General features: G+C 65.6%; 23 protein-coding genes. 11 read left to right on the plus strand and 12 right to left on the minus strand.

From position 1 onward, the window contains the following. Positions 1–56: 56 nt before the first annotated feature. Complete coding sequence (greB, locus tag ACEUCR_RS16940; RefSeq protein WP_041999212.1) at positions 57–563, minus strand: transcription elongation factor GreB; 507 nt, start codon at positions 561–563, stop codon at positions 57–59. Positions 564–657: 94 nt separating this feature from the next. On the opposite strand from greB, the gene ACEUCR_RS16945 reads away from it, so the two are divergent. Beyond that, positions 658–2,985 (plus strand): Tex family protein, encoded by a 2,328-nt coding sequence (locus tag ACEUCR_RS16945; protein WP_408791531.1) that lies wholly within the window; start codon positions 658–660, stop codon positions 2,983–2,985. Between the two features lie 63 nt (positions 2,986–3,048). Here the strand turns inward: ACEUCR_RS16945 and ACEUCR_RS16950 are convergent, their stop codons facing one another. The 3 genes from ACEUCR_RS16950 to bioH form a co-directional block, all read right to left on the minus strand. After that, positions 3,049–3,585: a hypothetical protein gene (locus ACEUCR_RS16950; RefSeq protein ID WP_408791533.1), complete on the minus strand. Its 537-nt coding sequence runs from the start codon at positions 3,583–3,585 to the stop codon at positions 3,049–3,051. A gap of 31 nt (positions 3,586–3,616) precedes the next feature. Further along, positions 3,617–3,862: a hypothetical protein gene (locus ACEUCR_RS16955; protein ID WP_041999203.1), complete on the minus strand. Its 246-nt coding sequence runs from the start codon at positions 3,860–3,862 to the stop codon at positions 3,617–3,619. Positions 3,863–3,926: 64 nt separating this feature from the next. Then, positions 3,927–4,706 (minus strand): pimeloyl-ACP methyl ester esterase BioH, encoded by a 780-nt coding sequence (gene bioH / locus ACEUCR_RS16960; RefSeq protein ID WP_408791536.1) that lies wholly within the window; start codon positions 4,704–4,706, stop codon positions 3,927–3,929. Positions 4,707–4,739: 33 nt separating this feature from the next. Here bioH and ACEUCR_RS16965 point away from each other — a divergent pair, with 33 nt between their 5' ends. Together ACEUCR_RS16965 and nfuA are read left to right on the plus strand one after the other, a co-directional pair. Continuing rightward, on the plus strand, positions 4,740–5,459 hold the full coding sequence (locus tag ACEUCR_RS16965) for a ComF family protein (RefSeq protein WP_408791538.1): 720 nt from the start codon (positions 4,740–4,742) through the stop codon (positions 5,457–5,459). Positions 5,460–5,576: 117 nt separating this feature from the next. Then, complete coding sequence (nfuA, locus tag ACEUCR_RS16970; protein WP_041999196.1) at positions 5,577–6,155, plus strand: Fe-S biogenesis protein NfuA; 579 nt, start codon at positions 5,577–5,579, stop codon at positions 6,153–6,155. Between the two features lie 83 nt (positions 6,156–6,238). Here the strand turns inward: nfuA and gpsA are convergent, their stop codons facing one another. Genes gpsA through ACEUCR_RS16985 form a run of 3 tightly spaced genes read right to left on the minus strand, consistent with a single transcriptional unit; the run spans position 6,239 to position 8,187 of the window. Continuing rightward, a complete protein-coding gene (gene gpsA / locus ACEUCR_RS16975) occupies positions 6,239–7,243 on the minus strand; it encodes an NAD(P)H-dependent glycerol-3-phosphate dehydrogenase (protein ID WP_408791540.1) in 1,005 nt (334 codons plus the stop codon). 3 nt (positions 7,244–7,246) lie between these two features. Further along, positions 7,247–7,711 (minus strand): protein-export chaperone SecB, encoded by a 465-nt coding sequence (gene secB, locus ACEUCR_RS16980; RefSeq protein WP_041999191.1) that lies wholly within the window; start codon positions 7,709–7,711, stop codon positions 7,247–7,249. Between the two features lie 44 nt (positions 7,712–7,755). Continuing rightward, positions 7,756–8,187, minus strand: a complete 432-nt coding sequence (locus ACEUCR_RS16985; protein ID WP_041999190.1) for a rhodanese-like domain-containing protein — start codon at positions 8,185–8,187, stop codon at positions 7,756–7,758. Between the two features lie 349 nt (positions 8,188–8,536). On the opposite strand from ACEUCR_RS16985, the gene gpmM reads away from it, so the two are divergent. Continuing rightward, positions 8,537–10,066 (plus strand): 2,3-bisphosphoglycerate-independent phosphoglycerate mutase, encoded by a 1,530-nt coding sequence (gene gpmM, locus ACEUCR_RS16990; protein ID WP_408748028.1) that lies wholly within the window; start codon positions 8,537–8,539, stop codon positions 10,064–10,066. A 9-nt stretch (positions 10,067–10,075) separates the two neighbouring features. Next, positions 10,076–11,470, plus strand: a complete 1,395-nt coding sequence (locus ACEUCR_RS16995) for a peptidoglycan DD-metalloendopeptidase family protein (RefSeq protein WP_408791542.1) — start codon at positions 10,076–10,078, stop codon at positions 11,468–11,470. Positions 11,471–11,910: 440 nt separating this feature from the next. Here ACEUCR_RS16995 and ACEUCR_RS17000 read toward each other — a convergent pair whose 3' ends face one another. Beyond that, complete coding sequence (locus tag ACEUCR_RS17000; RefSeq protein WP_408791543.1) at positions 11,911–12,561, minus strand: Qnr family pentapeptide repeat protein; 651 nt, start codon at positions 12,559–12,561, stop codon at positions 11,911–11,913. Positions 12,562–12,647: 86 nt separating this feature from the next. Here ACEUCR_RS17000 and ACEUCR_RS17005 point away from each other — a divergent pair, with 86 nt between their 5' ends. Continuing rightward, positions 12,648–13,655, plus strand: a complete 1,008-nt coding sequence (locus ACEUCR_RS17005) for a substrate-binding domain-containing protein (RefSeq protein ID WP_408775833.1) — start codon at positions 12,648–12,650, stop codon at positions 13,653–13,655. Positions 13,656–13,778: 123 nt separating this feature from the next. After that, positions 13,779–14,168, plus strand: a complete 390-nt coding sequence (locus ACEUCR_RS17010) for a nuclear transport factor 2 family protein (RefSeq protein WP_041999175.1) — start codon at positions 13,779–13,781, stop codon at positions 14,166–14,168. On the opposite strand, the gene ACEUCR_RS17015 is transcribed toward ACEUCR_RS17010, so the two are convergent. From ACEUCR_RS17015 to ACEUCR_RS17030, 4 genes are all read right to left on the minus strand, one after another. Next, the gene (locus ACEUCR_RS17015) at positions 14,157–14,852 is read right to left on the minus strand and encodes a helix-turn-helix domain-containing protein (protein ID WP_408748031.1); all 696 of its coding nucleotides are present in this window, start codon (positions 14,850–14,852) and stop codon (positions 14,157–14,159) included. The two genes, ACEUCR_RS17010 and ACEUCR_RS17015, sit on opposite strands and share 12 nt — an antisense overlap. Positions 14,853–15,054: 202 nt before the next feature. Next, positions 15,055–15,696 (minus strand): bifunctional 4-hydroxy-2-oxoglutarate aldolase/2-dehydro-3-deoxy-phosphogluconate aldolase, encoded by a 642-nt coding sequence (locus ACEUCR_RS17020; RefSeq protein WP_408791545.1) that lies wholly within the window; start codon positions 15,694–15,696, stop codon positions 15,055–15,057. A gap of 20 nt (positions 15,697–15,716) precedes the next feature. Next, positions 15,717–17,513 (minus strand): phosphogluconate dehydratase, encoded by a 1,797-nt coding sequence (edd, locus tag ACEUCR_RS17025; RefSeq protein WP_408791547.1) that lies wholly within the window; start codon positions 17,511–17,513, stop codon positions 15,717–15,719. Beyond that, positions 17,510–18,019, minus strand: coding sequence for a gluconokinase (locus ACEUCR_RS17030; RefSeq protein ID WP_408791549.1), 510 nt, complete (start codon positions 18,017–18,019; stop codon positions 17,510–17,512). Before ACEUCR_RS17030 ends, edd begins: the two co-directional genes overlap by 4 nt. A gap of 243 nt (positions 18,020–18,262) precedes the next feature. Here ACEUCR_RS17030 and gntU point away from each other — a divergent pair, with 243 nt between their 5' ends. From gntU to ACEUCR_RS17050, 4 genes are all read left to right on the plus strand, one after another. Then, positions 18,263–19,603: a gluconate transporter gene (gntU, locus tag ACEUCR_RS17035; RefSeq protein WP_111874180.1), complete on the plus strand. Its 1,341-nt coding sequence runs from the start codon at positions 18,263–18,265 to the stop codon at positions 19,601–19,603. A 148-nt stretch (positions 19,604–19,751) separates the two neighbouring features. Next, the gene (pssA, locus tag ACEUCR_RS17040) at positions 19,752–21,101 is read left to right on the plus strand and encodes a CDP-diacylglycerol--serine O-phosphatidyltransferase (RefSeq protein WP_408791551.1); all 1,350 of its coding nucleotides are present in this window, start codon (positions 19,752–19,754) and stop codon (positions 21,099–21,101) included. Positions 21,102–21,258: 157 nt separating this feature from the next. Continuing rightward, complete coding sequence (gene recG, locus ACEUCR_RS17045) at positions 21,259–23,328, plus strand: ATP-dependent DNA helicase RecG (RefSeq protein ID WP_408748035.1); 2,070 nt, start codon at positions 21,259–21,261, stop codon at positions 23,326–23,328. 150 nt (positions 23,329–23,478) lie between these two features. After that, a complete protein-coding gene (locus ACEUCR_RS17050) occupies positions 23,479–25,515 on the plus strand; it encodes an AsmA family protein (protein ID WP_408791553.1) in 2,037 nt (678 codons plus the stop codon). Positions 25,516–25,560: the final 45 nt, after the last annotated feature.

Consider the following 25,560-nt stretch of genomic DNA (forward strand, 5'->3'; position numbering starts at 1 on the left):
TGAGGGCTCATCCTAGGTCGTCCCCCGCCCCCGGCCAAGGTGAAATATGTTACCGGTTATTGCGTGCGGGCGTGACCCGGCGCCTCGAAGGGGCGATAGCGGATCTCGTTGATATACCAGAACTGCAGGCCGGAGGGCGTATTCACCTCCACCTCGTCGTCCACCTGCTTCTTGAGCAGGGCGCGGGCCAGGGGGGAGTCGATGCTGAGCTTGCCCTCGGCCAGGTTGAACTCGTCCGGCCCCACCAGCCGGTAGCGCACCCGCTGGCCCGCCTCGTCTTCCAGCTCGACCCAGGCGCCGAAGAAGACGCGACCCTCCTGCTGGGGGCTGGGATCCACTATGGTGAGGGCGTCGAGTCGCTTGGTGAGAAAGCGCAAGCGCCTGTCTATCTCCCGCAGCCGCTTCTTGCCATAGATATACTCGGCATTTTCCGAGCGATCGCCGAGGGCCGCCGCCTCCGAGACCGCCTGTGTCACCCTGGGACGCTCCTCCTTCCACAGGTACTTGAGTTCTCGGTCCAGTTCGAGCCACCCTTCGCGGGTGATATAATCGCTTTTTTTCATCTTTACATGTCCTTGCCACTTGGGTTCTATTCTAACCCCGCGCGGGGTGGGCTCGCGAGCCGCCAGCCAGTGACCATGAGGATCGAGAGCACAGATGCATACCATAGAAAAACAGATAGCCACCGAGCTGAGTGCCCGCCCCGAGCAGGTGAACGCCGCCATCCGCCTGCTGGACGAAGGGGCCACTGTCCCCTTCATCGCCCGCTATCGCAAGGAGGTGACCCAGGGGCTCGATGACGCTCAACTGCGCACCCTGGAGAGCCGGCTCGGCTATCTGCGCGAGCTGGAAGAGAGACGCAGGACCATACTCGGCTCCATCGAGGAGCAGGGCAAGCTCATCCCCGAGCTGGCCCGGGCACTGGCCGAGGCCGATACCAAGACCCGGCTCGAAGATCTCTACCTGCCCTACAAACCCAAGCGCCGCACCAAGGGCCAGATGGCTATCGAGGCCGGCCTCGAGCCCCTGGCCGATCGCCTGTTCGGCGACCCGACCCGGGACCCCGAGCAGGAGGCCGCCGCCTTCCTCAATATCGAGGCGGGCATCGCCGATACCAAGGCGGCTCTGGATGGTGCCCGCTACATCCTGATGGAGCGTTTCGCCGAGCAAGCCCCCCTGCTGGCCCGGCTGCGGGACTACCTGTGGCACAACGCCACCCTGCGCGCCCGCGTGGTGGCGGGCAAGGAACAGGAAGGAGCCAAGTTCAAGGACTACTTCGAACACGACGAACCGCTGCACAAGGCCCCCTCCCACCGGGTGCTGGCCATGCTGCGCGGCCGCAACGAAGGGGTGCTCAATCTGGCCCTGGTCGCCGGTGACGACGAGAACGCCAGCCCCTGCGAGGGGATCATCGCCCACCAGCTCGGTATCCAGGCTCAGGGGCGCGCCGCCGACAAGTGGCTGCAAGGGGTGGTGAGCTGGACCTGGAAGATCAAGCTGTCGCTGCAGATGGAGACCGAGCTCATCGGCCAGATCCGCGAGCGGGCCGAGGAGGAGGCGATCAAGGTGTTCGCCATGAACCTCCAGGATCTGCTGATGGCGGCCCCGGCGGGGATGCGCACCACCATGGGGCTGGATCCCGGCATCCGCACCGGGGTCAAGGTAGCCGTGGTCGACGCCACCGGCAAGCTGGTCGACACCGCCACCATCTATCCGTTCGAACCCAAGAAGCAGGTGGAGCAGAGCCTCAAGACCCTGCGGGATCTGTGCGTGAAGCACAAGGTGGAGCTGGTCAGCATAGGCAATGGCACCGCCTCCCGCGAAACCGACCGCCTGACGGCCGAGCTGTTCAAGCGCTACCCGGAGGCCAGGGCCCAGCAGATCGTGGTGAGCGAGGCTGGCGCCTCCGTCTACTCTGCCTCAGAACTCGCCTCCCTGGAGTTCCCGGGGCTGGACGTCTCCCTGCGCGGCGCCGTCTCCATCGCCCGCCGCCTGCAGGATCCCCTGGCCGAGCTGGTCAAGATAGATCCCAAGAGCATAGGCGTCGGCCAGTACCAGCACGACGTCGGCCAGAGCCAGCTCGCCCGCAAGCTCGATGCCGTGGTGGAGGATTGCGTGAACGCGGTCGGGGTGGATGTGAACACCGCCTCGGTGCCGCTGCTGACCCGGGTCTCCGGCCTCTCCCAGACCCTGGCCCAGAACATAGTGGCCTACCGGGACGAGCACGGCGCCTTCCAGAGCCGCCAGCAACTGCTCAAGGTGAGCCGGCTCGGCCCCAAGGCGTTCGAGCAATGCGCCGGCTTCCTGCGTATTCGCGGCGGCAGCCACCCCCTGGACGGCTCTGCAGTCCATCCGGAATCCTATCCCGTGGTGGAGCGGATCCTGGCGCGGCTCCAGCAACAGGTCGAGACCCTGCTCGGCAACAGCAGCCTGCTGCAGAGCCTCAGACCCGCCGACTATACCGACGAGCGGTTCGGGGTACCCACCGTCACCGACATCATCAGGGAGCTGGACAAGCCGGGCCGGGATCCGCGCCCCGAGTTCAAGACCGCCACCTTCAAGGAAGGGGTGGAGAAGATCAGCGATCTGGTGCCCGACATGGTGCTGGAAGGGGTGGTCACCAACGTCACCAACTTCGGCGCCTTTGTCGATGTCGGGGTGCATCAGGATGGCCTGGTCCACATCAGCGCGCTGACCGACCGCTTCATCAAGGATCCCCGCGAGGTGGTCAAGGCGGGGGATGTGGTGCGGGTCAAGGTGCTGGAGGTGGATGCCCCGCGCAAACGCATCAGCCTCACCATGCGCCTCGACCAGCAGGCGGGCGAGGCCGGTGAGCGCAAGTCCAGGGGGGAAGCGCCGCGCCGCGCACCGACCCAGGGCAAGATGGCCAAACCGGCACGGCCAGCCAGCCAGGGCAAGTCGCCCGCCGAGCATGGCGCCTTCGGCAATGCCTTTGCCGCCGCCTTCGCCAAGGCCAGGAAGTAAAGCCCCGATAAACCGAAAGCCCCGCGAGGGGCTTTCGATTGTTCGGAAATGTGCTGGCCAGGGTCAGATCCGCAGATCGAGCTGCTGGGGGGCGGCAGGCCGACTGGCGCCGCGATAACGCTGGGCGATGGCCTGACTGCGCAGCTCCATGTAGGCATTCAACACGCCCCCCGTGGCCGCCACCGACCCCGGGGGACCGGCCGGGCGCAATTGCAATCCGGTCTGGGGCGGCTCGAACGACTGGGTTCTGGCTCCTCCCCCAGACTCCCGAGCCCGCCCCGCCTCGCCCTGCCTCTCCCCCTGGCCCTGCTGACCGTCGCCATGATCCGAGTGTGACTCACGCTCCTCGACCCTGTGCCGGCCAGGATGCACGCCGAAGGGCGGATCCCCTTCCTTGCCCACGCCTTCCCGTCCCGGCCCCTGGCCGTGAGCCTGTCTCGCCTGATCCTGCTGGCTGGCAGATTTCTGGCTTCCCCCGGAGGCGGCACCTTCCGGGGGCCGGGGGATCAGCTCGGCGCGGCGATTGTCGCTGCGCGCCGCATCCGTCTGGGGTTGCAGCGTCGTGGGCAGGCCGGGAGGAAGGGTGACGTTGAGGCTCATGGGACGGTGTGCCGACCGGGGAGCCGGGCCCCTAGACCCGGATGTCGATCAGACTGCCGAGCATGTCGCTGGCGGTCTGGATCACCTTGGCCGAGGCACCGGCCTGCAACTCGCCCAGCTTGAGGTGGATGAGCTCCTCGGTGATCTCGCCCGGGGCGGCTTGCGGCTCGCTCGGGGTCAGGGTGGCACGGGCGATGGCGGTGCTGGCGTCATCGACCCTCTGCTCGGCGCGCTGATATCCCTGCAGCCCTGTGGTAAACGCGGAATCAATCTGCATCTGGTGCTCTCCTTGGCAATGGGCTAAGTATCCACCGCCGGGGGCGATTATCAAAGCGATGAGCTCACTTTTTGTCCACCTTGGCGAGCCAGTCCATCAAGCCGGTGACAAATGCCTCCGGGTGGGAGATGAAGGGCGCATGGGACGCCTTGGCCAGCACCTGATGCTCGCTGTGGGGGTATCGCCCGTCAAGCAGGGGGATGCTGGCCCTCGGCACCAGGGAATCGAGACGGCCATAGATGCGCAGCCAGGGAGTTGTCAGCTGCGCCAGTTCGTCCCGCAGATCCACCTCGGCCAGCATGGTCAGCCCCGCCGTCAAGGCTGGCAATTGCGGCGCAGGCCGTTCGGCCAGCCACTGCTTGAGCTGGCGGATATCATCCCTGGCGTGTTCGCTGCCCATGGCCTGGATGGCGAGGAAGCGCTCCACCGTCTGGCGAAAGTCCCCCCCCAGGGCAGCCATGAAGCCATCGAGTACCTTGGGCGCTATGCCGGGCCACTCCTCCCGGGCCAGGAAGCAGGGAGAGCTGGCCACCGTCACCAGGGAGGCCACCCGTTCGGGGTGATCCAGGGCGATGCGGCTCGCCACCAGTCCCCCCAGGGACCAGCCAAGCAGGTGGGCTCGCACCGGCAAGACAGCGGCAACCTCCCGAGCCAGCCAGGGCAGGTCATACTCGACCCCCTCGGCAAGGGGGCTGCCACCAAAGCCCGGCAGATCCACCAGATGCAGCCGGAAATGGGGACTGAGCAGGGGCACGATCCCATGCCAGACGGCGCCATTCATGCCCCAACCGTGCAACAACACCAGATCCTGCCCCTGACCGAGGCGCTCCACCACTATGCTCATCAGACTCCCTCACTCCAGCCTATTGGGTGTCGCATGTTAAAGCGCCTGCTCGCCAAAGCAAGTCCGATGCTGGGGACCAGCGCCGATTGGCTGGGCCACTGCCTGCTCTGCCGCCAGCCCTGCACGACGGAACCCCTGCTCTGTCACTGGTGCCGCGCCAGCCTCAAACAATCTTCCCAGCGCTGCCAGCTCTGCGCCGCGCCCCTCACACAACCGTGGCCGCTCTGCGGGCGTTGCCAGCGCCGACCACCCCCCTGGGATCGGTTGCAGGTCATAGGCGACTATCAGGCCCCCTACCCCTGGCTCATTCCTCGCCTGAAATATGGCGGCGACCTCTTGCTGGCCCCCCTGCTCGCCCGGCTGCTGGCCGATCACCTGGTGCTGGACAATCCCCCCGAGGCTATCCTGCCCGTTCCCCTGCACTGGTGGCGGCAATGGCGGCGAGGCTTCAATCAGGCGCAGTTGATTGGCACCGACCTGAGTCGCCTCACCGGCATTCCCCTCGACACCGGGGTGATCCGCCGCATCCGGGCGACGCCTCAACAGACCCAGCTCAGCGCCGGTCAGCGCCGACGCAATCTCAGGGGCGCCTTTGCGCTGGCGCCCCACCCATACCGGCACGTGGCCTTGCTCGATGATGTGGTGACCACGGGGGCCACCGCGGGCCAGCTCAGCCGTCTGTTGCGCCACAGCGGCATAGAGAAGATAGAGGTGTGGGCCCTGTGTCGCACCCTGCCCCATCCCAGGGGATGAGTCCGCCGGGCCGGGGCCATGCCGTCTCCCTCTCGAGGCGAACACTTGCTACCCAAGGACAGGCAACCGCGTTATCATGAATACCCTAGTCGTACACTCAGGTTTATGAGGATAGTGATGATCAGCATTTCCGACACCGCCCAGGCCCACTTCCGCAAACTGCTGGAAAATCAGCCTGATGGCACCAATATCCGGGTGTTTGTGGTCAATCCGGGAACCCAGAATGCCGAGTGCGGCGTATCCTATTGCCCGCCGGATGCGGTAGACCCGGAAGATCAACACCTGCCCTTCAGCGGCTTCGACTGTCTGGTCGATCCCCTGAGCGCCCCCTTCCTGGTCGATGCCACCATCGACTTCGTCACCGACCAGATGGGCTCCCAGCTCACCCTCAAGGCACCGAATGCCAAGATGCGCAAGGTGGCCGACGATGCGCCCCTGATCGACCGCATCGAATATGTGCTCACCTCAGAGGTCAACCCCATGCTGGCCGGTCACGGTGGCAAGGTGACCCTGGTCGAGCTGACCGAAGACAAGCTGGCCATCCTGCAGTTTGGCGGCGGTTGCAACGGCTGCTCCATGGTCGACTACACCCTGAAAGAGGGGATCGAGAAGCAGCTGCTGGAGAAATTCCCGGGCGAGCTCAACGGCGTCAAGGATGCCACCGAACACCAGCGCGGCGATCACTCCTACTACTGATTTGCAGCCCTTGTGGCAAAGACATGCGGCAAAGAAAAGGCCCCGCCAGCTGGCGGGGCCTTTTGCATTCTGCGGCGGACCGATCACTCGTCCTTCTTGTCTCGCGACAGCAGGGCGATGGCCGCCTCTTTCGGGTTTTTGCCCTGGTAGAGCACCTGGAAGATCTGCTCGCAGATAGGCATCTCGACGCCGCAACGGGCCGCCAGCAGATGCACCTCCTTGGTGTTGCGATACCCTTCCACCACCTGGCCTATCTCGGTCATGGCGGTGTCGACATTCTTACCTGCGCCCAGCGCCAGACCGAAGCGGCGGTTGCGCGACTGGTTGTCGGTACAGGTCAGTACCAGATCCCCCAGGCCCGCCATTCCCATGAAGGTCTTGGCATCGGCACCGAGGGCGGCGCCCAGACGCTGCATCTCCACCAGTCCCCGGGTGATGAGCGCGGTTCTGGCATTGGCGCCAAAGCCCAGCCCGTCGGAGAGGCCGGCACCGATGGCAATGACGTTCTTGACCGCGCCCCCCAGCTGCAGACCGATGAAGTCCGGGTTGGTGTAGACCCGGAACGAACGGCCGCAGTGGAGCAGGTGGGAGAGATCGTCGGCAAAGTCGTCGTGGGTAGAGGCCACCGAGATGGCGGTCGGCAGACCGGCGGCCAGCTCGCGGGCGAAGGTGGGGCCCGAGATCACCGCCAGCGGAATGGCATCCCCCAGCACCTCCCGGGCCACATCCTGCAGCAGACGGCCGCTATCGGGCTCCAGCCCCTTGGTGGCCCAGGCGATCCGGGTATCCGGGCGAAGGAACGGCTTGACCCGGGCCAGCACGTCGCCGAACACATGGCTCGGCACCACCAGCAGCAGCACGGGAGCGGCTTGCACCGCAGTCTGCAGATCCGCCGTCAGTTGCAGATCGGCAGGGAAAGAGACGTCGGGCAGGAACGCCTTGTTGCAGCGATCCGCCTCCAACACGGCCACATGGGCCGGATCATGGCCCCACAGCAGGGTCGGATGGCCGTTGCGGGCCAGAGAAATGGCAAGGGCGGAGCCATAAGACCCCGCCCCCAACACCGAAATCGCGATCGGGTCGGCCATGGATCAGGCTTCCGCTGTCGCCTGCTGAGCCTGCGCCATGTGCTGGGCAAACAGGGCATCGAAGTTGACCGGCGCCAGGTTCAGCTGCGGGAAGGACCCCTTGCTCACCAGGTTGGCCACGGCTTCGCGGGCATAGGGGAACAGGATGTTCGGGCAGAAGGCGGCCAGGCAGTGGGCCAGTTGCGGCTCCGGCAGGTTGCCGATGCTGAAGATACCGGCCTGCTGCACTTCGCACAGGAAGGCGGTCTCGGTTTCCAGCTTGCAGGTGACGGTCAGGGTCAGCACGACCTCGTAGACGCTATCGGCCAGGATGCTGGTCTTGGTATCCATGTCCAGCTTGACGTCCGGTTGCCACTCTTTCTGGAAGATGTGCGGCGTGTTGGGCGCTTCGAAGGAGACATCCTTGGTGTAAACGCGCTGGATGTGGAATTCCGGTTGTACTTCCTGGTTGTTGATTTCGTCAGCCATTCGTTTGATTCCTTTGATAAAAAGATTGGGCGCACGCCCTTAATTCAGCGTTTTTTGGTTACCGGCAGATTATCTGCACGCCACTGGGCCATGCCACCACCGAGCACATATACCTGCTTGAAGCCGGCTTTGCTCAGCTGGCGGGCCGCGCCACCGGCGGTCATCCCCGACTCGCACACCACTATGATGGGGGCATCTTTATGCTTTTCAACCGTGCCCAGGTTATTGCCCTGGATCTGGCTGAGCGGCAGGTGCAGGGCCCCGGCCAGGTGGCCTTTGGCATACTCGTCCTGGCCGCGGGTATCGATGACGATGGCATCTTCACGGTTGATGAGCAGGGTAGCGCCGTGATTATTCACCGTTTTGACCGGCGAGAGCGTGGCGCGCACCGTGGTGTAGACCAGGGTGCCGGCCAGACCCAGCCAGGCTGCCGACAGCAGCGGATTGCGGGTCACAAAATCCAAATACTCTTGCATCTTTTACTATCCAAAGACCGAGACAAGTGGCCGAGTATACATGGGGGCCTGGAGAAGATCAGCCATCTTGGCGGCAAAGCGGGAGCGGGCTCCCATCATGATGGGAACCCTGACAGCGCCACCATCCCGAGCAGGGGAAACCGATCTCTACGAAGAGCGCCGAGCGGCGATCCCCTCGTCACCACATGCCCTGTCGACAAGCTGGCAACATGCACAAAACCGGGTGATAACAGCAGAAAGACCAAGGAGTTTAGGGACTTGGGGATCAGGTGACTATTTCGGCAGATGTAGTAATATTACGCTAGTTTCACTTCCCCCAGTTCATTCCTATCCGAGAGGACATAGTCTTATGTCAACAGCGAAGAAACCCCTGGTTCTGGTCATCATGGACGGTTGGGGCTACAGCACCAAGCAAGAGCACAATGCCGTCGCCGCCGCCAAGACCCCCAACCTGGACCGCCTGGCCCGTGACTACACCAGCACCCTGATCTCCGGCTCCGGCCTCGATGTCGGCCTGCCCGACGGCCAGATGGGCAACTCCGAAGTGGGCCACGTCAACATCGGCGCCGGTCGCATCGTCTATCAGGAGCTGACTCGCATCTCCAAGGATATCGCCGAAGGCACCTTCTTCGACAACGTCGAGCTGGGCAAGGCCGTCGATGGCGCCGTCAGCAAGGGCAAGGCCGTGCACATCATGGGCCTGATGTCCCCGGGCGGCGTACACAGCCACGAAGAGCACATCATGGGCATGATCGAGATGGCCGCCAAGCGTGGCGCCGAGCAGATCTACTTCCACGCCTTCCTGGATGGCCGTGACGTGCCGCCGCGCAGTGCCCAGTCCTCCATCGAGCAGTTCGATGCCCTGTTCGCCCGTCTGGGCAAGGGGCGTTTTGCCTCCATGATCGGCCGCTACTACGCCATGGACCGTGACAACCGCTGGGATCGCGTGCAGCAAGCCTATGACCTGATGACTCAGGGCAAGGGCGAGTTCACCGCCGACAACGCCACCGACGCTCTGGCTGCCGCCTATGCCCGCGACGAGAACGACGAGTTCGTCAAGGCCACCCGCATCGGCGAAGCCGCCCCCATGCAGGATGGCGATGCCCTGATCTTCATGAACTTCCGTGCCGACCGCGCCCGCGAGATCACCCGTGCCTTCGTCGACAGCGACTTCACCGGCTTCGCCCGCACCGCCACCCCGGCCCTGAACTTCGTGATGCTGACCGAGTACGCGGCCGACATCAAGACCGCCTGCGCCTACCCGCCGACTGCCCTGGTCAACACCCTGGGTGAGTGGCTCGCCAAGCAGGGCAAGACCCAGCTGCGCATCTCCGAGACCGAGAAGTATGCCCACGTCACCTTCTTCTTCAACGGTGGCGAAGAGTCCTGCTTCACCGGCGAAGACCGCGAGATCGTCGCCAGCCCGAAAGTGGCCACCTATGATCTGCAGCCGGAGATGAGCTCGGGCGAGCTGACCGACAAGCTGGTCGGCGCCATCAAGAGCGGCAAGTACGACGTCATCATCTGCAACTACCCGAACGGCGACATGGTCGGTCACACCGGCGTGTTCGATGCGGCCGTCAAGGCCTGCGAAGCCGTCGACCACTGCATCGGTCGTGTCACCGAGGCCCTGGCGGAAGTGGGTGGCGAGTGCCTGATCACCGCCGACCACGGCAACGCCGAGAAGATGCTGGACGAAGAGACGGGTCAGGCCCACACAGCCCACACCAATCTGCCGGTTCCCCTCATCTATTTCGGTCGCAAGGCCGAGGTACTGGAAGGGGGCAAACTGTCCGATCTGGCCCCGACCATGCTGACTCTTATGGGTCTTCCTGTGCCGCCTGAAATGACTGGCAAGCCCCTGATGATTCTGAAATAATCCTGCCCCATGCGGGGATGCGAAGTTATTTCACACCAAACCAGTCGCGTCTGCCTGTTGGCAGGCGCGCTGTTTTTTGCGTTTGTCCCGACCCCGGCGTCGGCGGCCAACGACCTCGGTCAGATGCAATCCCAGATCAAGGCGCAGCAGAAGACCATCAAGCTCAGCAAGAGTGAACTCGCCAGGCTCAACGCCCAGTTGAAGCAGGACGAGCAAGCCATTTCCGCCGCCGCCGCCAAGCTCGACGAGACCAAGGGGCGACTGCGACAAAACCAGCGCAAGCTGGTCGAACTGCAACAGGACAAGAGCGAACTGGAGCAGCAGGCCGGGCGCCAGAAACAACTGCTGGCCAAGCAGGCCGAGAGCGCCTTTCAGGCGGGCAACCACGACTATCTCAAGCTGCTGCTCAACCAGCAGGATCCGGCCAAACTGAGCCGCTCTCTCGATTACTACGACTACCTCAACAAGGCGCGCATCGAGGCCATCGAGACGCTGCGCGCCACCCGCGCCAAGCTGGCGAAAAACCAGCTCGCCACCAAGGAGACCGAGAACCGGCTCCAGACCCTGCTCGGCGAACAGCAGCAGTATCACCAGACCCTGCTCGCCAGCCAGCAGAGCCGCGCCAAGGTGCGCAACCAGTTGCAGCAATCGGTGCAGGCCGACGAGCAGAAGCTCGGCAAGCTGGTCAAGGCTGAGCAGGCCCTCAAGGCCAAGCTGGAAGAGCTCAGGCGCAAGCGGGAAGAGCAGGAACGCCGCGAGCGGGCCGAGCGGGAGCGCCTCGCCAAGATCAAGGCCGAGCAGGAGCGCCAGCGCCGCCTGGAGGCACAACGCCTGGCCGCCGAACAGAAGCGGATTGCGGAGCAGCAGCGCATCGCGGCCCAGCAGCGCCAGGTCGGTGAACAGCAGCGGCTGGCCGCCCAGCAGCAGCGCGTCGCCGAGCAACAGCACAGAGTGGCGCAGCAGCAAGCCGCCGCCGACAAGGGGGCCAAGGCAAATGCCGGCGGCTATGGCGGCCTGCGTACCGGCGGCAATCTGCGCTGGCCGGTGCAGGGCCCCATCCTCATCGCCTATGGCTCCCAGCGCACCGCCCAGCTCAAGTGGAAGGGCACCCTGATCGGGGCCAGTGAAGGCACCCAGGTCAAGGCGGTCGCGCCGGGCCAGGTGGTCTATGCGGACTGGCTCGACGGCTTCGGCATGCTGCTGGTGATCGACCACGGCAAGGGCTACATGAGTCTGTACGGTCACAATCAGTCGCTGCTGCGCCAGACCGGGCAGAAGGTGGAGCAGGGGGAACCCGTGGCCCTGGTCGGGGACAGCGGCGGCCAGGACAGACCCGGACTCTACTTCGAGATCCGCTACCAGGGCGAGGCCATCAACCCGACCAGATGGCTGGCCAGACGCTGAGTCCCTGCTGATGGAGCCATCAACCCGGCCAACAATAGCTGGCCAGACGCTGAGTTCCTGCTGATGGGCCATCAACCCGGCCAACAACAGCTGGCCAGACGCTGAGTCCCTGCTGATGGAACCATCAACCCGGCCAACAACAGCTGGCCAGACGCTGAGTCCCTGCTGATGGGGCCATCAACCCGGCCAACAACAGCTGGCCAGATGCTGAGTCCCTGCTGATGGGGCCATCAACCCGGCCAACAACAGCTGGCCAGACGCTGAGCCAGCCCCCTCATCCCCAGCCCTTCTCCCGCGAGGGTAGAAGGGTGCAAAAGGCGGCAACGCCATTCCGTTTGCCACTTCACCTAACAGAAAGCCTGCATCGCGCAGGCTTTTTGCTTTGCAGGGCAAGCGCCACACCGCCCCATTGATGAAAACTTACCTCTTTTCCGCCCCGCTCAGGGGAAGACCACCAGCCCGATCTGCTCCAGCAGTCCCCGCTGCTGCTCTTCATTGATCTGCACCCCGCTCAGGTCGACCCAGCGCAGATCCAGCCCGGGCAGATCGCAGCCCCGCAGATCGCAGCCGGTCAGGGTCACCTCCTGCCAGTCGAACTGGCCGAACTCACCATCCCGCAGATCCGAGCCCGCCAGGGAGGCGCCCCTCAGGTTCGCGTTCTGCCAGCGATTGCCATGGAGCTCGCAACGCTCCAGCAGGCAGGATGCCAGATTGGCAAAGCTGAAGTTGTTGCCGGTCAGATAAGCCTCGCAGAAGTAGCTGCTGGGGGTGATCCGGTTGGCGAAGCTGGCCTGGGACAGGTCGATGCCCATGGCCTGGCAGTCCCGCATCTCCAGCCCCAGACACTCGCTGCGACTGAGGTTGGCCAGGGTCAGATCGCAGCGCAGGAAACTCGCTTCGCGCAGATCGCAACCCTGCAGCTGGCAGGTCAGCTCCTCCTCCCTGTCGTAGAAGCGGCAGTCGACGAAGCGGCACTCCCGCAGATCCAGCCAGGAGAAGTTGCAGGCGAGGAAGAGGCACCGCTCGAACCGCTGCCCCACCACCTCATCGGCCTCGAACCTGTGCTGGCGGAAGGTCTTGTCGCTCACCATGATTTTCTCCTCTTCATCGGCGCCAAATGCTGACTTTGTTGCGCAAAAACGATAATGTTACCTGTAACATTTTTCAGGATCCCGCCATGAACGACAGCCGTAAACGCCGCCCCACCTTGCAGGACATCGCCGACCTGACCGGGGTCACCAAGATGACGGTGAGCCGCTATCTGCGCGATCCCCAGGCCGTGGCCGAAGGCACCCGGGAGCGGATCGCCGCCGCGGTAGAGCGGCTCGGCTACATTCCCAACCGGGCACCGGACATTCTGTCGAACGCCACCAGCAAGGCGATCGGCATCCTGATCCCCTCCCTCTCCAACCAGGTGTTCGCCGCCCTGGTGCGCGGCATAGAGTCGGTCACCCGGCCCGCAGGCTACCAGACCCTGCTCGCCCACTACGGCTACAGCCCGCAGCGGGAGGAGGAACAGGTTGCCTCCCTGCTCTCCTATCACGTGGATGGCCTCATCCTCTCCGACAGCCAGCACACGGCCCGCACCCGCAAGATGATCGCCACCGCCGGCATACCTGTGGTGGAGACCATGGATCTGCCCGAGCAGCCCATCGACATGGTGGTCGGCATGGATCACAGGGCGGCCGCCCGGGCCATGGTAACAGAGATGCTGCGCCGGGGGCGGCGCACCCCCGTCTACCTGGGGGCGCGTCTCGACGTGCGTACCCGGCTGCGGATGGAAGGTTACTACCAGGCGATGGAGCAGGCCGGCCTGGCGGGCCGCCACCTGCTGACCGAGCAATCCTCCAGTTTCACCCTGGGGGGCGAGCTGCTGGAGCAGGCCCTGACCCGCTATCCCGATCTGGACGGCCTCTACTGCACCAACGACGACCTCGCGGTCGGCGCCCTGCTGCGCTGTCAGGCCAGGGGGATCGCCGTGCCCCAGCAGATCGCCATCGCCGGCAGCAACGCCCTCGACATCGGCCGGGCCATGTCGCCCCAGCTGGCGAGCATAGTCACCCCACGCAAGGAGATAGGCTGCGAGGCCGCCACCCTGCTGCTGGCCCGCCTCGCTGGCGCCCCCCTCACCGAGCGGCGCAAGGATCTCGGCTTCTCCCTCTTCGAGGGGGGCAGCCTGGGCTGATCCCACGCCCTGCCCTCCCGGGGATCAGGTTGGCGCCAAACACCAAGGGGATGGCGGCTGGGCCAGATCCCCTCAACCCCCTCCTGGCTTACACTGGCGGCGCCATTTACCCAGGAGATCACCATGGATTACCCGCAACGACTGCAAGCCTGCCTGCACCGCGTGATTTGCGATCCCGCCTTCCCCCCCGCCGAACTCGACCACTGGTTCACCCCGGATTACGTGCAGCACGTCGACGACAAGGTGCTGGACTACGCCGCCTTTCGCCGGCATATCCTCGCCCTGCGAGAGGATCTCGCCGAGTGCCAGATAACGTTTCTGGCCCTGATCGCCCAGGGTGAGCGGGTCCACTCCACCCACCTGGTCCGGGCCCGCCGCCGGAATGGACAGACCCTGGTCTGCAAGGTGAGCGGCCTGTTCACCTTCCGCGCCGGCCGTCTCTGCCACACCGACGAGCTCACCTGCTTGCTGCAGGGCGATGCCAGGGACAGGGACATAGGCTCACGACACTGACTCGCTGCGCAGGAAACGGTTGAACGCATGGGAGAAGGCGCTGAGATCCCCGTATCCCAGGATCTCGGCGATCCGGCCATGACTCAGCCCCTGGTGCTGCAACTGGCGGGCCCGCCCCATCACCACCTGCTGGCGCCACTGCCGGAAGGTGCAGCCCAGCTGCCGGACAAACAGCCGGTTGAGGGTACGCTCCGACGCCCCGCAGCCTGCCGCAAGCTCCGCCAGGCCCGGCTGGATGGAGGGGGCCTGGCAGACCTTGTCCAGCACCCGCAACAGCCTGGGATCCAGCGCCGCCGCACAGGGCTGCTGCCCTGCCAGGGGCGGCGCGCGCCCCAGTTCGAGGCCGAGCACCCTCAGATAGGGCTCGCCATCGCCCCCAGCTTCCTCCAACTGGGCCAACCGGGCGAAGAGGCCCGCCACCATGGGGCTCACCTCCAGCTGGCCGAAGGGGGCGCCCCGCTCCCGATCGGCGTAGATCAGGCTGAGGCGGGAGCGGCGCAGGACGCGAAACTCGTGCTCCTGGCCCTGTGGCAGGAAGCAGAGCTGGCCCGCCACCAGCAGGCAGCCCTGCTGGCGGCTGCTGATGACGCCACCGCCGCCATGCAGGTAGCAGTACTGTGGCCGATCGTGACCATGGGGCGCGGTCAGGTGCCCCTCGGGATAGGATTGATAGAGATGGATCATGACACTGGCCTCTCGGGACTCGCACAGACTCTAAACGCCGAGGCGATGGCAGTGCAATCCTGAGGAGCCTCACCCCAAGCCATCCCGTCCGTCGACGCCCGCCCGCCGCAGCCCAGTCAGTAGCAACGCTGTCCGTGGCCCCCCAAAAAGAAGAGAGGCCACCCCAGGGTGGCCTCTCTTGCTCACGTCGAACCCGCGGCCCTTAGCGCCGGACCAGCTCGACCGCCTCGCGGGAGAGGCGGGTCACCTCTGCCCAGTTGCCGTGCTTGAGGGCGTCGGCGGGCAGCATCCAGGAGCCGCCGACCGTGGCGACACATTTGAGCGCCAGATAGTCGGCCACGTTGTTCGGGCCTATGCCACCGGTGGGGCAGACCCGCATCTGGGTGAGGGGCGCCGTGATGGCCGCGAGCGCCTTGGTGCCGCCGTTCGCCTCGGCCGGGAAGAACTTGATATGGTCATAACCCGCCTCCAGGGCCTGCATCATCTCGGAGGCGGTGGCCACCCCGGGGATCAGGGGCGCCGTGCCCTTGGCGGCATGGGCCAGCAGGGCGGGAGTCATGCCCGGGGAGATGACGAAGCGGGCTCCGGCGGCCACGGCGGCATCATATTGAGCGCAGTTGAGCACGGTACCCGCCCCCACCATGGCATCCGGCATCGCCTTGGCGATGAGGGCGATGGCATCGAGGGCCACCGGGGTGCGCAGGGTGATCTCGAACACAGAGATGCCGCCCTCCAGCAGCGCCTTGGCCATGGGCAGGGCCTGTTCCAGGTCGCTGATGACCATCACGGGTACCAGGGGGGAGGCGGCAAACACCTCGGCGGGGGTCACTTTCCAGTTTTGCATGGCTCTTCCTCAGTCAGATTTCAATCGAAGATGGTGGCGCCGCACTCGGCGCTCGATACCGCGCGACGCATCACGCTGAACAGTTCGCGGCCCCACCCTTCCTGTTCCAGGGTGAGGTCGATCTCGGCCTGGCGGCGACCGGTCAGGTCGGTCAGGCAGTCGAGCCGGCCCGTCTCGGCATCCAGGCGCAGCAGATCGCCGTCGGCAAGCAGGCCGATGGCGCCGCCGTGCAGCGCCTCCGGCGTGACATGGATGGCGGCCGGGATCTTGCCGGAGGCGCCGGAGAGGCGGCCGTCGGTGACCAGGGCCACCTTGTGACCCGCCTTCTGCAGGTTGCCGAGCACGGGCATCAGCATGTGCAGCTCCGGCATGCCGTTGGCGGCCGGGCCATTGTGGCGCACCACTATGACGGCATCCTGGTTGAGCTCGCCCGCCTGATAGGCGGCGGCCACCGCATATTGGGAGGAGAAGATGCGGGCCGGCGCCTCGACCACCCGATACTCGGGGGCCACGGCGGAAACCTTGATCACGGCGCGTCCCAGGTTGCCATCCAGCACCTTGGTGCCGCCGCTGGCCTGGAACACCTGGCCGCTCGGGGAGAGCACGGCGGGATCCGTGCTCTCGCCCACCGGGCGCCACACCAGCGAGCCCTCGACCAGTTCGGGGGCGGTGAGGTGATCCGCCAGGGTGCCGAAGGTGGGGATGGCATCCATGTTGAGCAGGTTCAGCTCCGCCAGCCGGCGCATCAGGCCGGGCACGGCCCCCGCCTGCTGGAAGGCATTCACGTCTGCCGGGCCGTTCGGGTACATGCGCACCAGCAGCGGCACCACGTCGGAGAGATCGCTCAAGTCGTCCCAGGTCAGCACCAGGCCGGCGGCCCGCGCCAGGGCCACCATGTGGATGCTGTGGTTGGAGCTGCCGCCGGAGGCGAGCAGGGCCACCAGGCCGTTGACCAGGGTGCGGGCATCCAGCACCTGGCTCAGGGGGCGATAGGCCGGGGAGCCGGGGATCAGGGCACTGATGCGGCGGGCCGCCTCCTCGGTGAGGGCGCGGCGCAACTCGCTGTGGGGATGGACGAAGGCGGAGCCCGGCAGCATCAGGCCCATGGCCTCGAACACCAGCTGGTTGGTGTTGGCGGTACCGTAGAAGGTGCAGGTGCCAGGGGCGTGGTAGGCGCCGCACTCCATCTCCAGCAGGGCCTCGCGCCCCACTTCCCCTGCGGCATACTGCTGGCGCACCTTCACCTTGTCATCGTTGCTGATGCCGCTGGCCATGGGGCCGGCGGGCACGAAGGCGGTGGGCAGGTGACCATGGGAGAGGGCCCCCATGATCTGGCCCGGGGCTATCTTGTCGCAGATGCCGAGCAGCAGGGTGGCGTCGAAGGTGTTGTGGGACAGGGACAGGGCGGTGGCCTGGGCGATGAGATCCCGGGAGAACAGGGACATGTCCATGCCCGGCTGCCCCTGGGTGACGCCGTCGCACATGGCGGGCACGCCGCCGGCGACCTGGGCGCTGTGACCGAGCGCCGCCAGGGCGGCCTTGATCCGGTCCGGGTAGTCCTTGTAGGGCTGATGGGCGCTCAGCATGTCGTTGTAAGCGGTGACGATGCCGACGTTGGCCCGGGTCATGTCGAGGATGCGGCCCTTCTCGTCCGTGCTGCAGGCGGCCACGGCATGGGCCAGGTTGCCACAGGCCAGGGCGGCGCGGGTCTTGCCCTGCTCGGCCTGACGGCTGATGCGGGCCAGGTAGGCCGCCCGGCGGCTGGCGCTGCGCGCCGCGATCCGCTCCGTGACCTGGGTGATGATCGGATGAGTCATGCTGTTTCCTCCAAGGCGTGAACGGCGCGAGCGATCACCTGATCCAGGCTGCCGTCGATGTCGATGCGATGGACGCCGGGTTCTGCATCCGGGCGCTCCAGGGTATCGAATTGGCTTTGTAACATGGATTCCCGCATGAAGTGGCCATGGCGCTCCTTCATCCGGGCCAGGATGAGGTCGTATTCCCCGTCGAGGAACAGGAACTGGACCGCCTGGTTGCCTTCGCGGATCTGGTCGCGGTAGCGGCGCTTGAGCGCGGAGCAGACGATGACGCCCACCTCGTTCTTCTGCTCCAGGCTGTAGGCGGCATCGCGGATCCGCTCCAGCCAGGGGGCGCGATCCTCATCGTTGAGGGGGGTGCCGCCGGCCATCTTCTGGATGTTGGCCCTGGGGTGCAGATCATCGCCATCGATGAACTTGGCCCCCAGCGCCTCGGCCACCTGGGCCCCCACGGTAGACTTGCCGCTCCCCGACACACCCATCACGATAATGCTCTTACCCGCCATTGTTTGACCTCTATCTCATTTTTCAAAAAACGTGCTGTCGATGGGTTCTAACTTACCACGTTACCGGTAACATGTTACCGGTAACAACAAGAATTGTGAAGTCTGCCACAGACGGAACATCGCACACAGTCACCCGGGCTTCCCCTGGCAGCCATGGCCATATACATAAATAAATCAAATAGATATGTTCTGCCCCTGCGGGCAGGGTGACGATACCGAACTTGGAATAAGGAACGCACAACAATGTCTGACCTCTCCCTGATCATGACGGCCGCAGGCTCCATCCTGCTGCTGCTCTTCCTGGTGATGAAGGCCCGCCTGCACGCGGTGGTCTCGCTGATCCTGGTCTCCATGGTGGCTGGCCTCGCCGCCGGCATGAACCCGGCCGACATCGCCGCCACCATACAGAAAGGCATGGGCGGCACCCTGGGCTTCGTCGCCGTGGTGGTGGCGCTCGGCGCCATGTTCGGCAAGGTGATGGAGGTGACCGGCGCCCTGGACCGCATCGCCCACACCCTGCTCAACAAGTTCGGGGTGGAGCGGGCCAACTGGGCCATCGCCCTGACCGGTTTCGTCTGCGCCTTGCCGCTCTTCTTCGACGTGGCCGTGGTGCTGCTGATCGGGGTGGCGTTCGCCATCGTCCGTCGCGGCGGCGGCAGCGTGGTGAAGATAGGCATCGCCCTGCTGGCGGGGATTGCCACCTGTCAGGCCTTCCTGATCCCGGCCCCTGGCCCCATCCTGGTCGCCTCCCAGCTCGGTGCCGACTTCGGCTACATGATACTGTTCGGCCTCATCGCCGCCGTGCCCGCCCTGATCCTGGCCGGCCCCCTGTTCGGCAGCTTCATCAGCAAGCTGGTCGACGTGCCGCTGCCCGCCGATGCCCAGAACAGCATCCACGACCATGGCGACAAGCTGCCCTCCTTCGCCCTGGCCATGGGCCTCATCGGTCTGCCGCTGCTGCTGATCGGCCTCAAGACCATCGTCAGCCGCTTCGTCGAGGCAGGCTCCACCCTGCACGGCTGGCTGGAATTCATCGGCCACCCCTTCACCGCCATCATGGTCGCCTGTCTGGCCGCCTTCTATCTGCTGGGGGTACGCCGCGGCATGAGCCGTGACGAGGTGATGGCCGTCTGCTCCAGCGCCATCCAGCCTGCCGGCGTCATCATTCTGGTGACGGGGGCCGGCGGCGTATTCAAGCAGGTGCTGGTGGATTCCGGCGTAGGGGCGGCCCTTGGCAACATGCTGGCCGACTCCGGCCTGCCCATCGTCGCCCTGGCCTTCATCCTGGCCGCCGCGGTGCGGGTGATCCAGGGCTCGGCGACGGTCGCCATGCTGACCGCCTGCGGCCTGGTGCTCCCCATGCTGGAACCCCTGGGTCTGAACGGTGCCCAGCTCGCGGCCATCACGGTCGCCATCGGCGGTGGCTCCATCGTGCTCTCCCACGTCAATGACTCCGGCTTCTGGCTGGCGAACCGCTACCTCGGCCTCACCGAGAAGCAGACCCTGCAAACCTGGACCCTGATGGAGACCATCATCGGCACCACGGGCGGCCTGGTCGCCATGCTCATTTTCAGCCTGCTCTGAAGAGCTGCCTCCCCACCCCAAGGCCTCCATCGCGAGGCCTTTTTCATCTTTCCGACGATTGTTGCTTTGGCTGAAGGGGTGAGATTGCTAGAATCGCCTATTCGTCGCCCCGAGTGGAACGCTTAACTCAGTGATATCAGGTTTCTCTATGCATTCATCGGCCCATTATCGACACCTGTTGGCGCGCCTGCCCCAGATTGCCGTTGCCGCCCAGCAGTTTCAGACGCTCTACAACGCCCGTGACTTCAAGAGCCGGATCCTCTCGCTCATCCAGCAAGCCACCCAGCGCATCTATCTGGTCGCCCTCTATCTGCAAGATGACGAGGCGGGCCGCGAGATCATGGCCGCCCTCCACGCCGCCAAGCAGCGCAACCCGGCGCTGGACATCAAGCTGTTCGTCGATTTCCACCGGGCCCAGCGCGGCCTCATCGGCAAGGGCAAGCAGGGGGGCAACCACCTGATGTATCAGGAGATGGCCGCCCGGCATGAACATCCCATCGCCGTCTATGGCGTGCCGGTCAAGGGGCGCGAGCTGCTCGGCGTGCTGCACCTCAAGGGCTTCATCTTCGATGACACCCTGCTCTACTCGGGTGCCAGCCTCAACGACATCTACCTGCATCAGCAGGATCGCTACCGCTTCGACCGCTATCACCAGATAGAGAGCGCCGAGCTCTGCCGCGCCATGGTCAACTATGTGGACGATCAGTTCGTCGCCAACCCCGCCGTGCAGCGCCTGGATCAGACGCCGATCCCGACCGCCAAGCAGCTCAAGGGACCGATCCGCCGCTTCAAGCTGAGCCTGCGCCAGAGCCAGTACCGCTTCAACACCAGCAAGGCGGGCGAGGCCGAGGTTGCCATCACCCCCCTGGCGGGCCTGGGCAAGCGCAACAACCTGCTCAACCGTACCATCCGCAACCTGGTGCGAACCACGGAGCGGGAGATCTTCATCTGCACTCCCTATTTCAACCCGCCCAAGGAGCTCAGCAAGGACATAGAGTCCCTGCTCAACCGGGGTTGCAAGGTGACCATAGTGGTGGGGGACAAGACGGCCAACGACTTCTTCATTCCCCCCGGCGAGAAGTTCAGCACCATAGGCGGCCTGCCCTATCTGTACGAGACCAACCTGCGCAAGTTTGCCCAGCGCAACCAGCATCACATCGATGCGGGCAGGCTGGATCTCATGCTGTGGCGCCACGATCGCAACTCCTATCACCTCAAGGGGATCTTCGTCGATGAGGAGTGGGCCATGCTCACCGGCAACAACCTCAATCCCCGCGCCTGGGCGCTGGATCTGGAGAACGGCCTGCTGATCCGCGACGAACAAGGGCTGCTGGCCGGCCAGTTCGCCGAGGAGAAGGCCAACATATTGGCCAATACCAGCCGCATCGACAGTTTCAGCCAGGTGGAAGAGCCCAAGGACTACCCGGAGCAGGTGCGCAAGCTGCTGGCTCGGATCCACAGGGTCAAGGCGCATCTGCTGCTCAAGCGCATCATCTGAGCCCTCATCCGCCGCCCGTTTCCGCCCCTCCAGAGGCCTGCCGTTTTCGGCAGGCCTCTGTCATACGGGCCATGCCCCCCGTCCGCGCGGCTTGCGTCGCAACCTCAATAGACCCTATCATCTGGACATATTTACAGTGATCGCAGGCATCTGATTGATGAAATTGGATAAAATCCCTCTCGATAGCCTGAAGGGTGTCGGCAGCAAGATGCAGGAGAAGTTCGAGCGGCTCGGGCTCGCCACCGTGCAGGACCTGCTGTTCCACCTGCCCCACCGCTACGAGGATCGCACCCAGGTGTGGCCCATCGGCGACCTGATGCCGGGTCTCCATGGCGCCGTCGAAGGGGAGATCCAGGATACCCAGCTGGTGATGGGTCGCCGCCGCATGCTGGTCTGCCGCATCATTGACGGCACCGGCTCCCTCACCCTGCGCTTCTTCAATTTCACCGCGGCCCAGAAAAACAGCCTGGCCCAGGGACGCCTGATCCGCTGCTTCGGCGAGGCCCGCCCCGGCAAGTTCGGCCTGGAGATGGCCCACCCCGAGTACAAGCTGCTCGGCGAGGAGCAGGCCGGCCAGACCGAAGAGGCCCTCACCCCCGTCTACCCCACCACGGAGGGGCTGCGCCAGCTCACCCTGCGCAACCTCACGGATCAGGCACTGCTGCTGCTCGATCAACACGGGGTGGAGGAGCTGCTGCCCGCCGGTCTCTACCCCCAGCAGATAGAGCTGGCTGCCGCCCTGAAACTGCTGCACCGCCCCCCTCCCTCCGTGGCCCTGGATCAGCTCGACCGGGGTCAGCATCCGGCCCAGCGCCGTCTGGTGCTCGAAGAGCTGCTGGCCCACAACCTCTCGGTGCTGAAAGTCCGCGCCCAGGCCCAGACCCAGCATGCCCATGCCCTGGCTCCGGCCCCGGCCCTGGTGGCACAGTTGCTCGGCGCCCTGCCCTTCAGCCCCACCGGAGCCCAGCGCCGGGTGGTGGATGAGATAAGCCGGGATCTGCAGCTGGGCCATCCCATGATGCGGCTGGTACAGGGAGACGTGGGCTCGGGCAAGACGCTGGTGGCGGCGCTCGCCGCCCTGCAGGCCATCGGCAACGGCTGTCAGGTGGGGCTGATGGCGCCGACCGAACTGCTGGCCGAGCAGCACGCCATCAACTTCGCCAACTGGCTGGCGCCGCTGGGCATCAAGGTCGGCTGGCTGGCGGGCAAGCAGAAGGGCAAGGCGCGGGAGGAGGCGCTGGCCACCATTGCGGATGGCAGCGTCAAGATGGTGGTGGGCACCCACGCCATCTTTCAGGAGCAGGTGGTGTTCGAGCGGCTCGGGCTGGTGATCATCGACGAACAGCACAGGTTCGGGGTGCACCAGCGCCTCGCCTTGCGGGAAAAGGGGGAACGGGACGGCGTCCACCCCCATCAGCTGATCATGACCGCCACCCCCATCCCCCGTACCCTGGCGATGACCGCCTACGCCGACCTCGACACCTCCGTCATCGACGAGCTGCCGCCGGGCCGTACCCCCATCACCACTGTGGCCCTGCCGGACAGCCGCCGGGGGGACGTGATCGAGCGGGTCAGGCTCGCCTGCGAGGAGGGCAAGCAGGCCTACTGGGTCTGCACCCTGATCGAGGAGTCGGAGGTACTGGAGTGCCAGGCCGCCGAGGACACGGCCACCGAGCTGCAAAATCTGCTGCCCGGCCTGCACATCGGCCTGGTCCACGGCCGGATGCGCCCGATCGAGAAGCAGAGGGTGATGGAGGAGTTCAAGGCGGGCATATTGCAACTGCTGGTCGCCACCACCGTCATCGAGGTGGGGGTGGACGTACCCAACGCCAGCCTGATGATCATCGAAAACCCGGAGCGGCTCGGGCTGGCCCAGCTGCACCAGCTGCGGGGCCGGGTCGGCCGGGGGTCTGTGGCCTCCCACTGCGTGCTGCTCTATCACGCCCCCCTCTCCAAGACGGCCCAGAGCCGGCTCGGGGTATTGCGGGAGACCAACGACGGCTTTCTCATCGCCCAGCGCGACCTTGAACTGCGCGGCCCTGGGGAACTGCTCGGCACCCGCCAGACCGGGCTGGCGGATCTCAAGATCGCCGATCTGGTGCGCGACCAATCGCTCATTCCCCAGGTGCAGAAGCTGGCCCGCTTCCTGATGGATCAGCACCCAGGCCAGGTCGACCCCTTGATCCGACGCTGGCTGGGCCTGCGGGATCACTACTCCAATGCCTGAGCGGAGAAAACCATCACCATGATACCCAAGCTGCCTGATGGATCCGCACCCGGGCCACGTCATATCGACCCGCTGCTCCGCCGACGTTCGGGGCGGCGGGACCACGATTCCAACGCCTGACCCCCATCCAGCCACAGGAGGAACACACGGATGAATGCCTGGTTACGTGCCCTGCTCTACTTCTTCGCCTTCCTGCTGCTGTTCGTCTGGATGGGGCTCGGCCTGTTCGATGCCCAGCGGGCCAAGGATCCCATCGCCAACTGGCTCAGTCGCCAGACCGGAGAGCCGGTCACCATAGGCCGACTGGTGTTCAACCCGCTGCACCCCTACACCCTGCTGGCGGAACAGGTCAGTTATGGGGATGGGGTCAGGGTCGAGAAGCTCTATGTCGAGGTCGACAGCATCGACTGGCTGAGCCGGGACGTGCGCCTCGCCCATCTGGATCTGATCAAGCCCAGCATCCGCTGGCCCCTGCCCAACCAGCTCCCCGCCCTGCCGCTGCGCTCCCTCACCATAGGGGACAGCAAGATAGATGGCCTGAACCTGACCAGCGACGGCCTCACTCTGCGGGGGGCCAGCGCCACCCTGCGCAACTGGCAGCTGCTCGGCCCGGGCCAGCAGGTGCAGGCCGACCTCTCCCTCACCATCAACCGCCTGGAGAGCCCCAAGCTGACCCTGAGCCAGCTGGCCCTCGACGGCACGCTGCAAGGCCAGGTGCTGAGCACGGACCGCCTGGTCACCCGGCTGTTCGATGGGGTGTTGGAGAGCGCCATGGTGCTGGACTGGCCCGCTCGCAGTCTGCGTCTCGGGGATCTCAAGGCCCGGGGGCTGCGCATCGAACTGGCGGATCTCGGCGATCAGCCCTGGCCCCTGCGCCGGGTCAGCCTGGATCGGGGCGACTTCCAGCATGTCAGCCTCAACTCCCTGGAAGGCGAGTTCGCCCTCAACGACTTCAACGGCGAGCTGAGCCAGTTCGAGTGGCAGGCGGGGAGCCCCGCCAGCGGCCAGCTGCTTGGCAGCCTGGGGGATGCGGGCCGCGGCCTGTTCCAGCTGGAGGAGATAGAGGGACAGCTGAGCTTCTCCGGCCAGCAGATCGGCGCCGCCCTCAAGGGCAAGGCCTATGACGGCCGCTTCGACACCCTGTTCAGCCTGGATCCCGATCGCCAGCGCCTCACCCTGCGCCAGCTGACCCTGAGCGGCATGGACATCAGCCTACCCCAGGGGTGGTGGCAGGCCTGGCAGGCCGCAGCGCCGACCCGGCTCGAGATAAGCCAGCTCCATTTCGACAAGCTGAGGGTCCTCTCCTTCGACGATGCCCTGCCCCTCTCCCTGAGCGGCTGGAACCTGGAGCTGGCGCAGCTGGGAGTCGAGGGTGGACAGCCCCTGGCCCTGAGCGAACAGGGCACCGTCAAGAGCGACTGGATAGAGCTGGTGTGGGATGGCCTCTCCGCCCGCAATGGCCAGCTGGCGCTCACGGCCACGCCGCAGCAATGGCAGCTGGAGAGCCTTGCCAGCCAGCTGGCCGACGGCGGCAACCTGAACGCCAGCGGCCTGTGGAGTCGCCAGCCCCGGCAAGCCTCCCGCCTGCGGCTCAAGGGAGAGCAGCTGGATCTGGATCTCTGGGGGGAGCTGCTGCACAACCCCCTCTCCTTCGCCGGCAAGGCCGACCTGGATCTGGCGCTGCAGGCCGATCTCGCCGACTGGCGCCACAGCCTGAGCGGCAGCCTGAGCCTGGATGCCAGGGACCCCTTCTGGGACGGGGTCAAGCTGGACCCCCTGCTCGATGCCTGGTTCAAGGAGCCACAGCCGCCGACCCTGAACCCGCAGGCGCTCTGGCAGGCGATGCAGGGGGGCGATACCCCCTTCTATCGGATCAGACTCGAGGCCAAAGCGGATCAGGGGAAGATCACCATCGCGCAGGGCGGAGCCTCCACCATCACCCATCTGCTGGCCCTCGGCGGCGGGCTGGATCTGGGGGCGGACAGCTGGCAGCTCGATGTCGGCGCCCTCAACCGCGAGGGGTGCGCCGAGCTGGTCGGCCAGTGGCGCGATCGGCTCGCGGCCCCCACCCTCGGCTGGCAGCTGCTGGACGAGAAGGCCAGCTGCGACTGGCAACCCGGGGTCACCTATCCCGCCCAGGGACGCAGCAGTCCCCTCCATCGGCCCGGCTCACGTCAGGGCGGATAGGACGCCATCAGCAGCAAGGCCTCCCGCGGGAGGCCTTGTCGATCA

The sequence above is a fragment of the Aeromonas bivalvium genome, assembly GCF_046078285.1.
GTDB classification, from domain to species: Bacteria; Pseudomonadota; Gammaproteobacteria; order Enterobacterales; family Aeromonadaceae; genus Aeromonas; species Aeromonas bivalvium.

Bases quoted from the DNA above. Each gene is read 5' to 3' on its own strand.
- greB (WP_041999212.1), bottom strand. From the start codon at position 563: ATGAAAAAAAGCGATTATATCACCCGCGAAGGGTGGCTCGAACTGGAC.
- ACEUCR_RS16945 (WP_408791531.1), top strand. From the start codon at position 658: ATGCATACCATAGAAAAACAGATAGCCACCGAGCTGAGTGCCCGCCCC.
- ACEUCR_RS16950 (WP_408791533.1), bottom strand. From the start codon at position 3,585: ATGAGCCTCAACGTCACCCTTCCTCCCGGCCTGCCCACGACGCTGCAA.
- ACEUCR_RS16955 (WP_041999203.1), bottom strand. From the start codon at position 3,862: ATGCAGATTGATTCCGCGTTTACCACAGGGCTGCAGGGATATCAGCGC.
- bioH (WP_408791536.1), bottom strand. From the start codon at position 4,706: ATGAGCATAGTGGTGGAGCGCCTCGGTCAGGGGCAGGATCTGGTGTTG.
- ACEUCR_RS16965 (WP_408791538.1), top strand. From the start codon at position 4,740: ATGTTAAAGCGCCTGCTCGCCAAAGCAAGTCCGATGCTGGGGACCAGC.
- nfuA (WP_041999196.1), top strand. From the start codon at position 5,577: ATGATCAGCATTTCCGACACCGCCCAGGCCCACTTCCGCAAACTGCTG.
- gpsA (WP_408791540.1), bottom strand. From the start codon at position 7,243: ATGGCCGACCCGATCGCGATTTCGGTGTTGGGGGCGGGGTCTTATGGC.
- secB (WP_041999191.1), bottom strand. From the start codon at position 7,711: ATGGCTGACGAAATCAACAACCAGGAAGTACAACCGGAATTCCACATC.
- ACEUCR_RS16985 (WP_041999190.1), bottom strand. From the start codon at position 8,187: ATGCAAGAGTATTTGGATTTTGTGACCCGCAATCCGCTGCTGTCGGCA.
- gpmM (WP_408748028.1), top strand. From the start codon at position 8,537: ATGTCAACAGCGAAGAAACCCCTGGTTCTGGTCATCATGGACGGTTGG.
- ACEUCR_RS16995 (WP_408791542.1), top strand. From the start codon at position 10,076: ATGCGGGGATGCGAAGTTATTTCACACCAAACCAGTCGCGTCTGCCTG.
- ACEUCR_RS17000 (WP_408791543.1), bottom strand. From the start codon at position 12,561: ATGGTGAGCGACAAGACCTTCCGCCAGCACAGGTTCGAGGCCGATGAG.
- ACEUCR_RS17005 (WP_408775833.1), top strand. From the start codon at position 12,648: ATGAACGACAGCCGTAAACGCCGCCCCACCTTGCAGGACATCGCCGAC.
- ACEUCR_RS17010 (WP_041999175.1), top strand. From the start codon at position 13,779: ATGGATTACCCGCAACGACTGCAAGCCTGCCTGCACCGCGTGATTTGC.
- ACEUCR_RS17015 (WP_408748031.1), bottom strand. From the start codon at position 14,852: ATGATCCATCTCTATCAATCCTATCCCGAGGGGCACCTGACCGCGCCC.
- ACEUCR_RS17020 (WP_408791545.1), bottom strand. From the start codon at position 15,696: ATGCAAAACTGGAAAGTGACCCCCGCCGAGGTGTTTGCCGCCTCCCCC.
- edd (WP_408791547.1), bottom strand. From the start codon at position 17,513: ATGACTCATCCGATCATCACCCAGGTCACGGAGCGGATCGCGGCGCGC.
- ACEUCR_RS17030 (WP_408791549.1), bottom strand. From the start codon at position 18,019: ATGGCGGGTAAGAGCATTATCGTGATGGGTGTGTCGGGGAGCGGCAAG.
- gntU (WP_111874180.1), top strand. From the start codon at position 18,263: ATGTCTGACCTCTCCCTGATCATGACGGCCGCAGGCTCCATCCTGCTG.
- pssA (WP_408791551.1), top strand. From the start codon at position 19,752: ATGCATTCATCGGCCCATTATCGACACCTGTTGGCGCGCCTGCCCCAG.
- recG (WP_408748035.1), top strand. From the start codon at position 21,259: ATGAAATTGGATAAAATCCCTCTCGATAGCCTGAAGGGTGTCGGCAGC.
- ACEUCR_RS17050 (WP_408791553.1), top strand. From the start codon at position 23,479: ATGAATGCCTGGTTACGTGCCCTGCTCTACTTCTTCGCCTTCCTGCTG.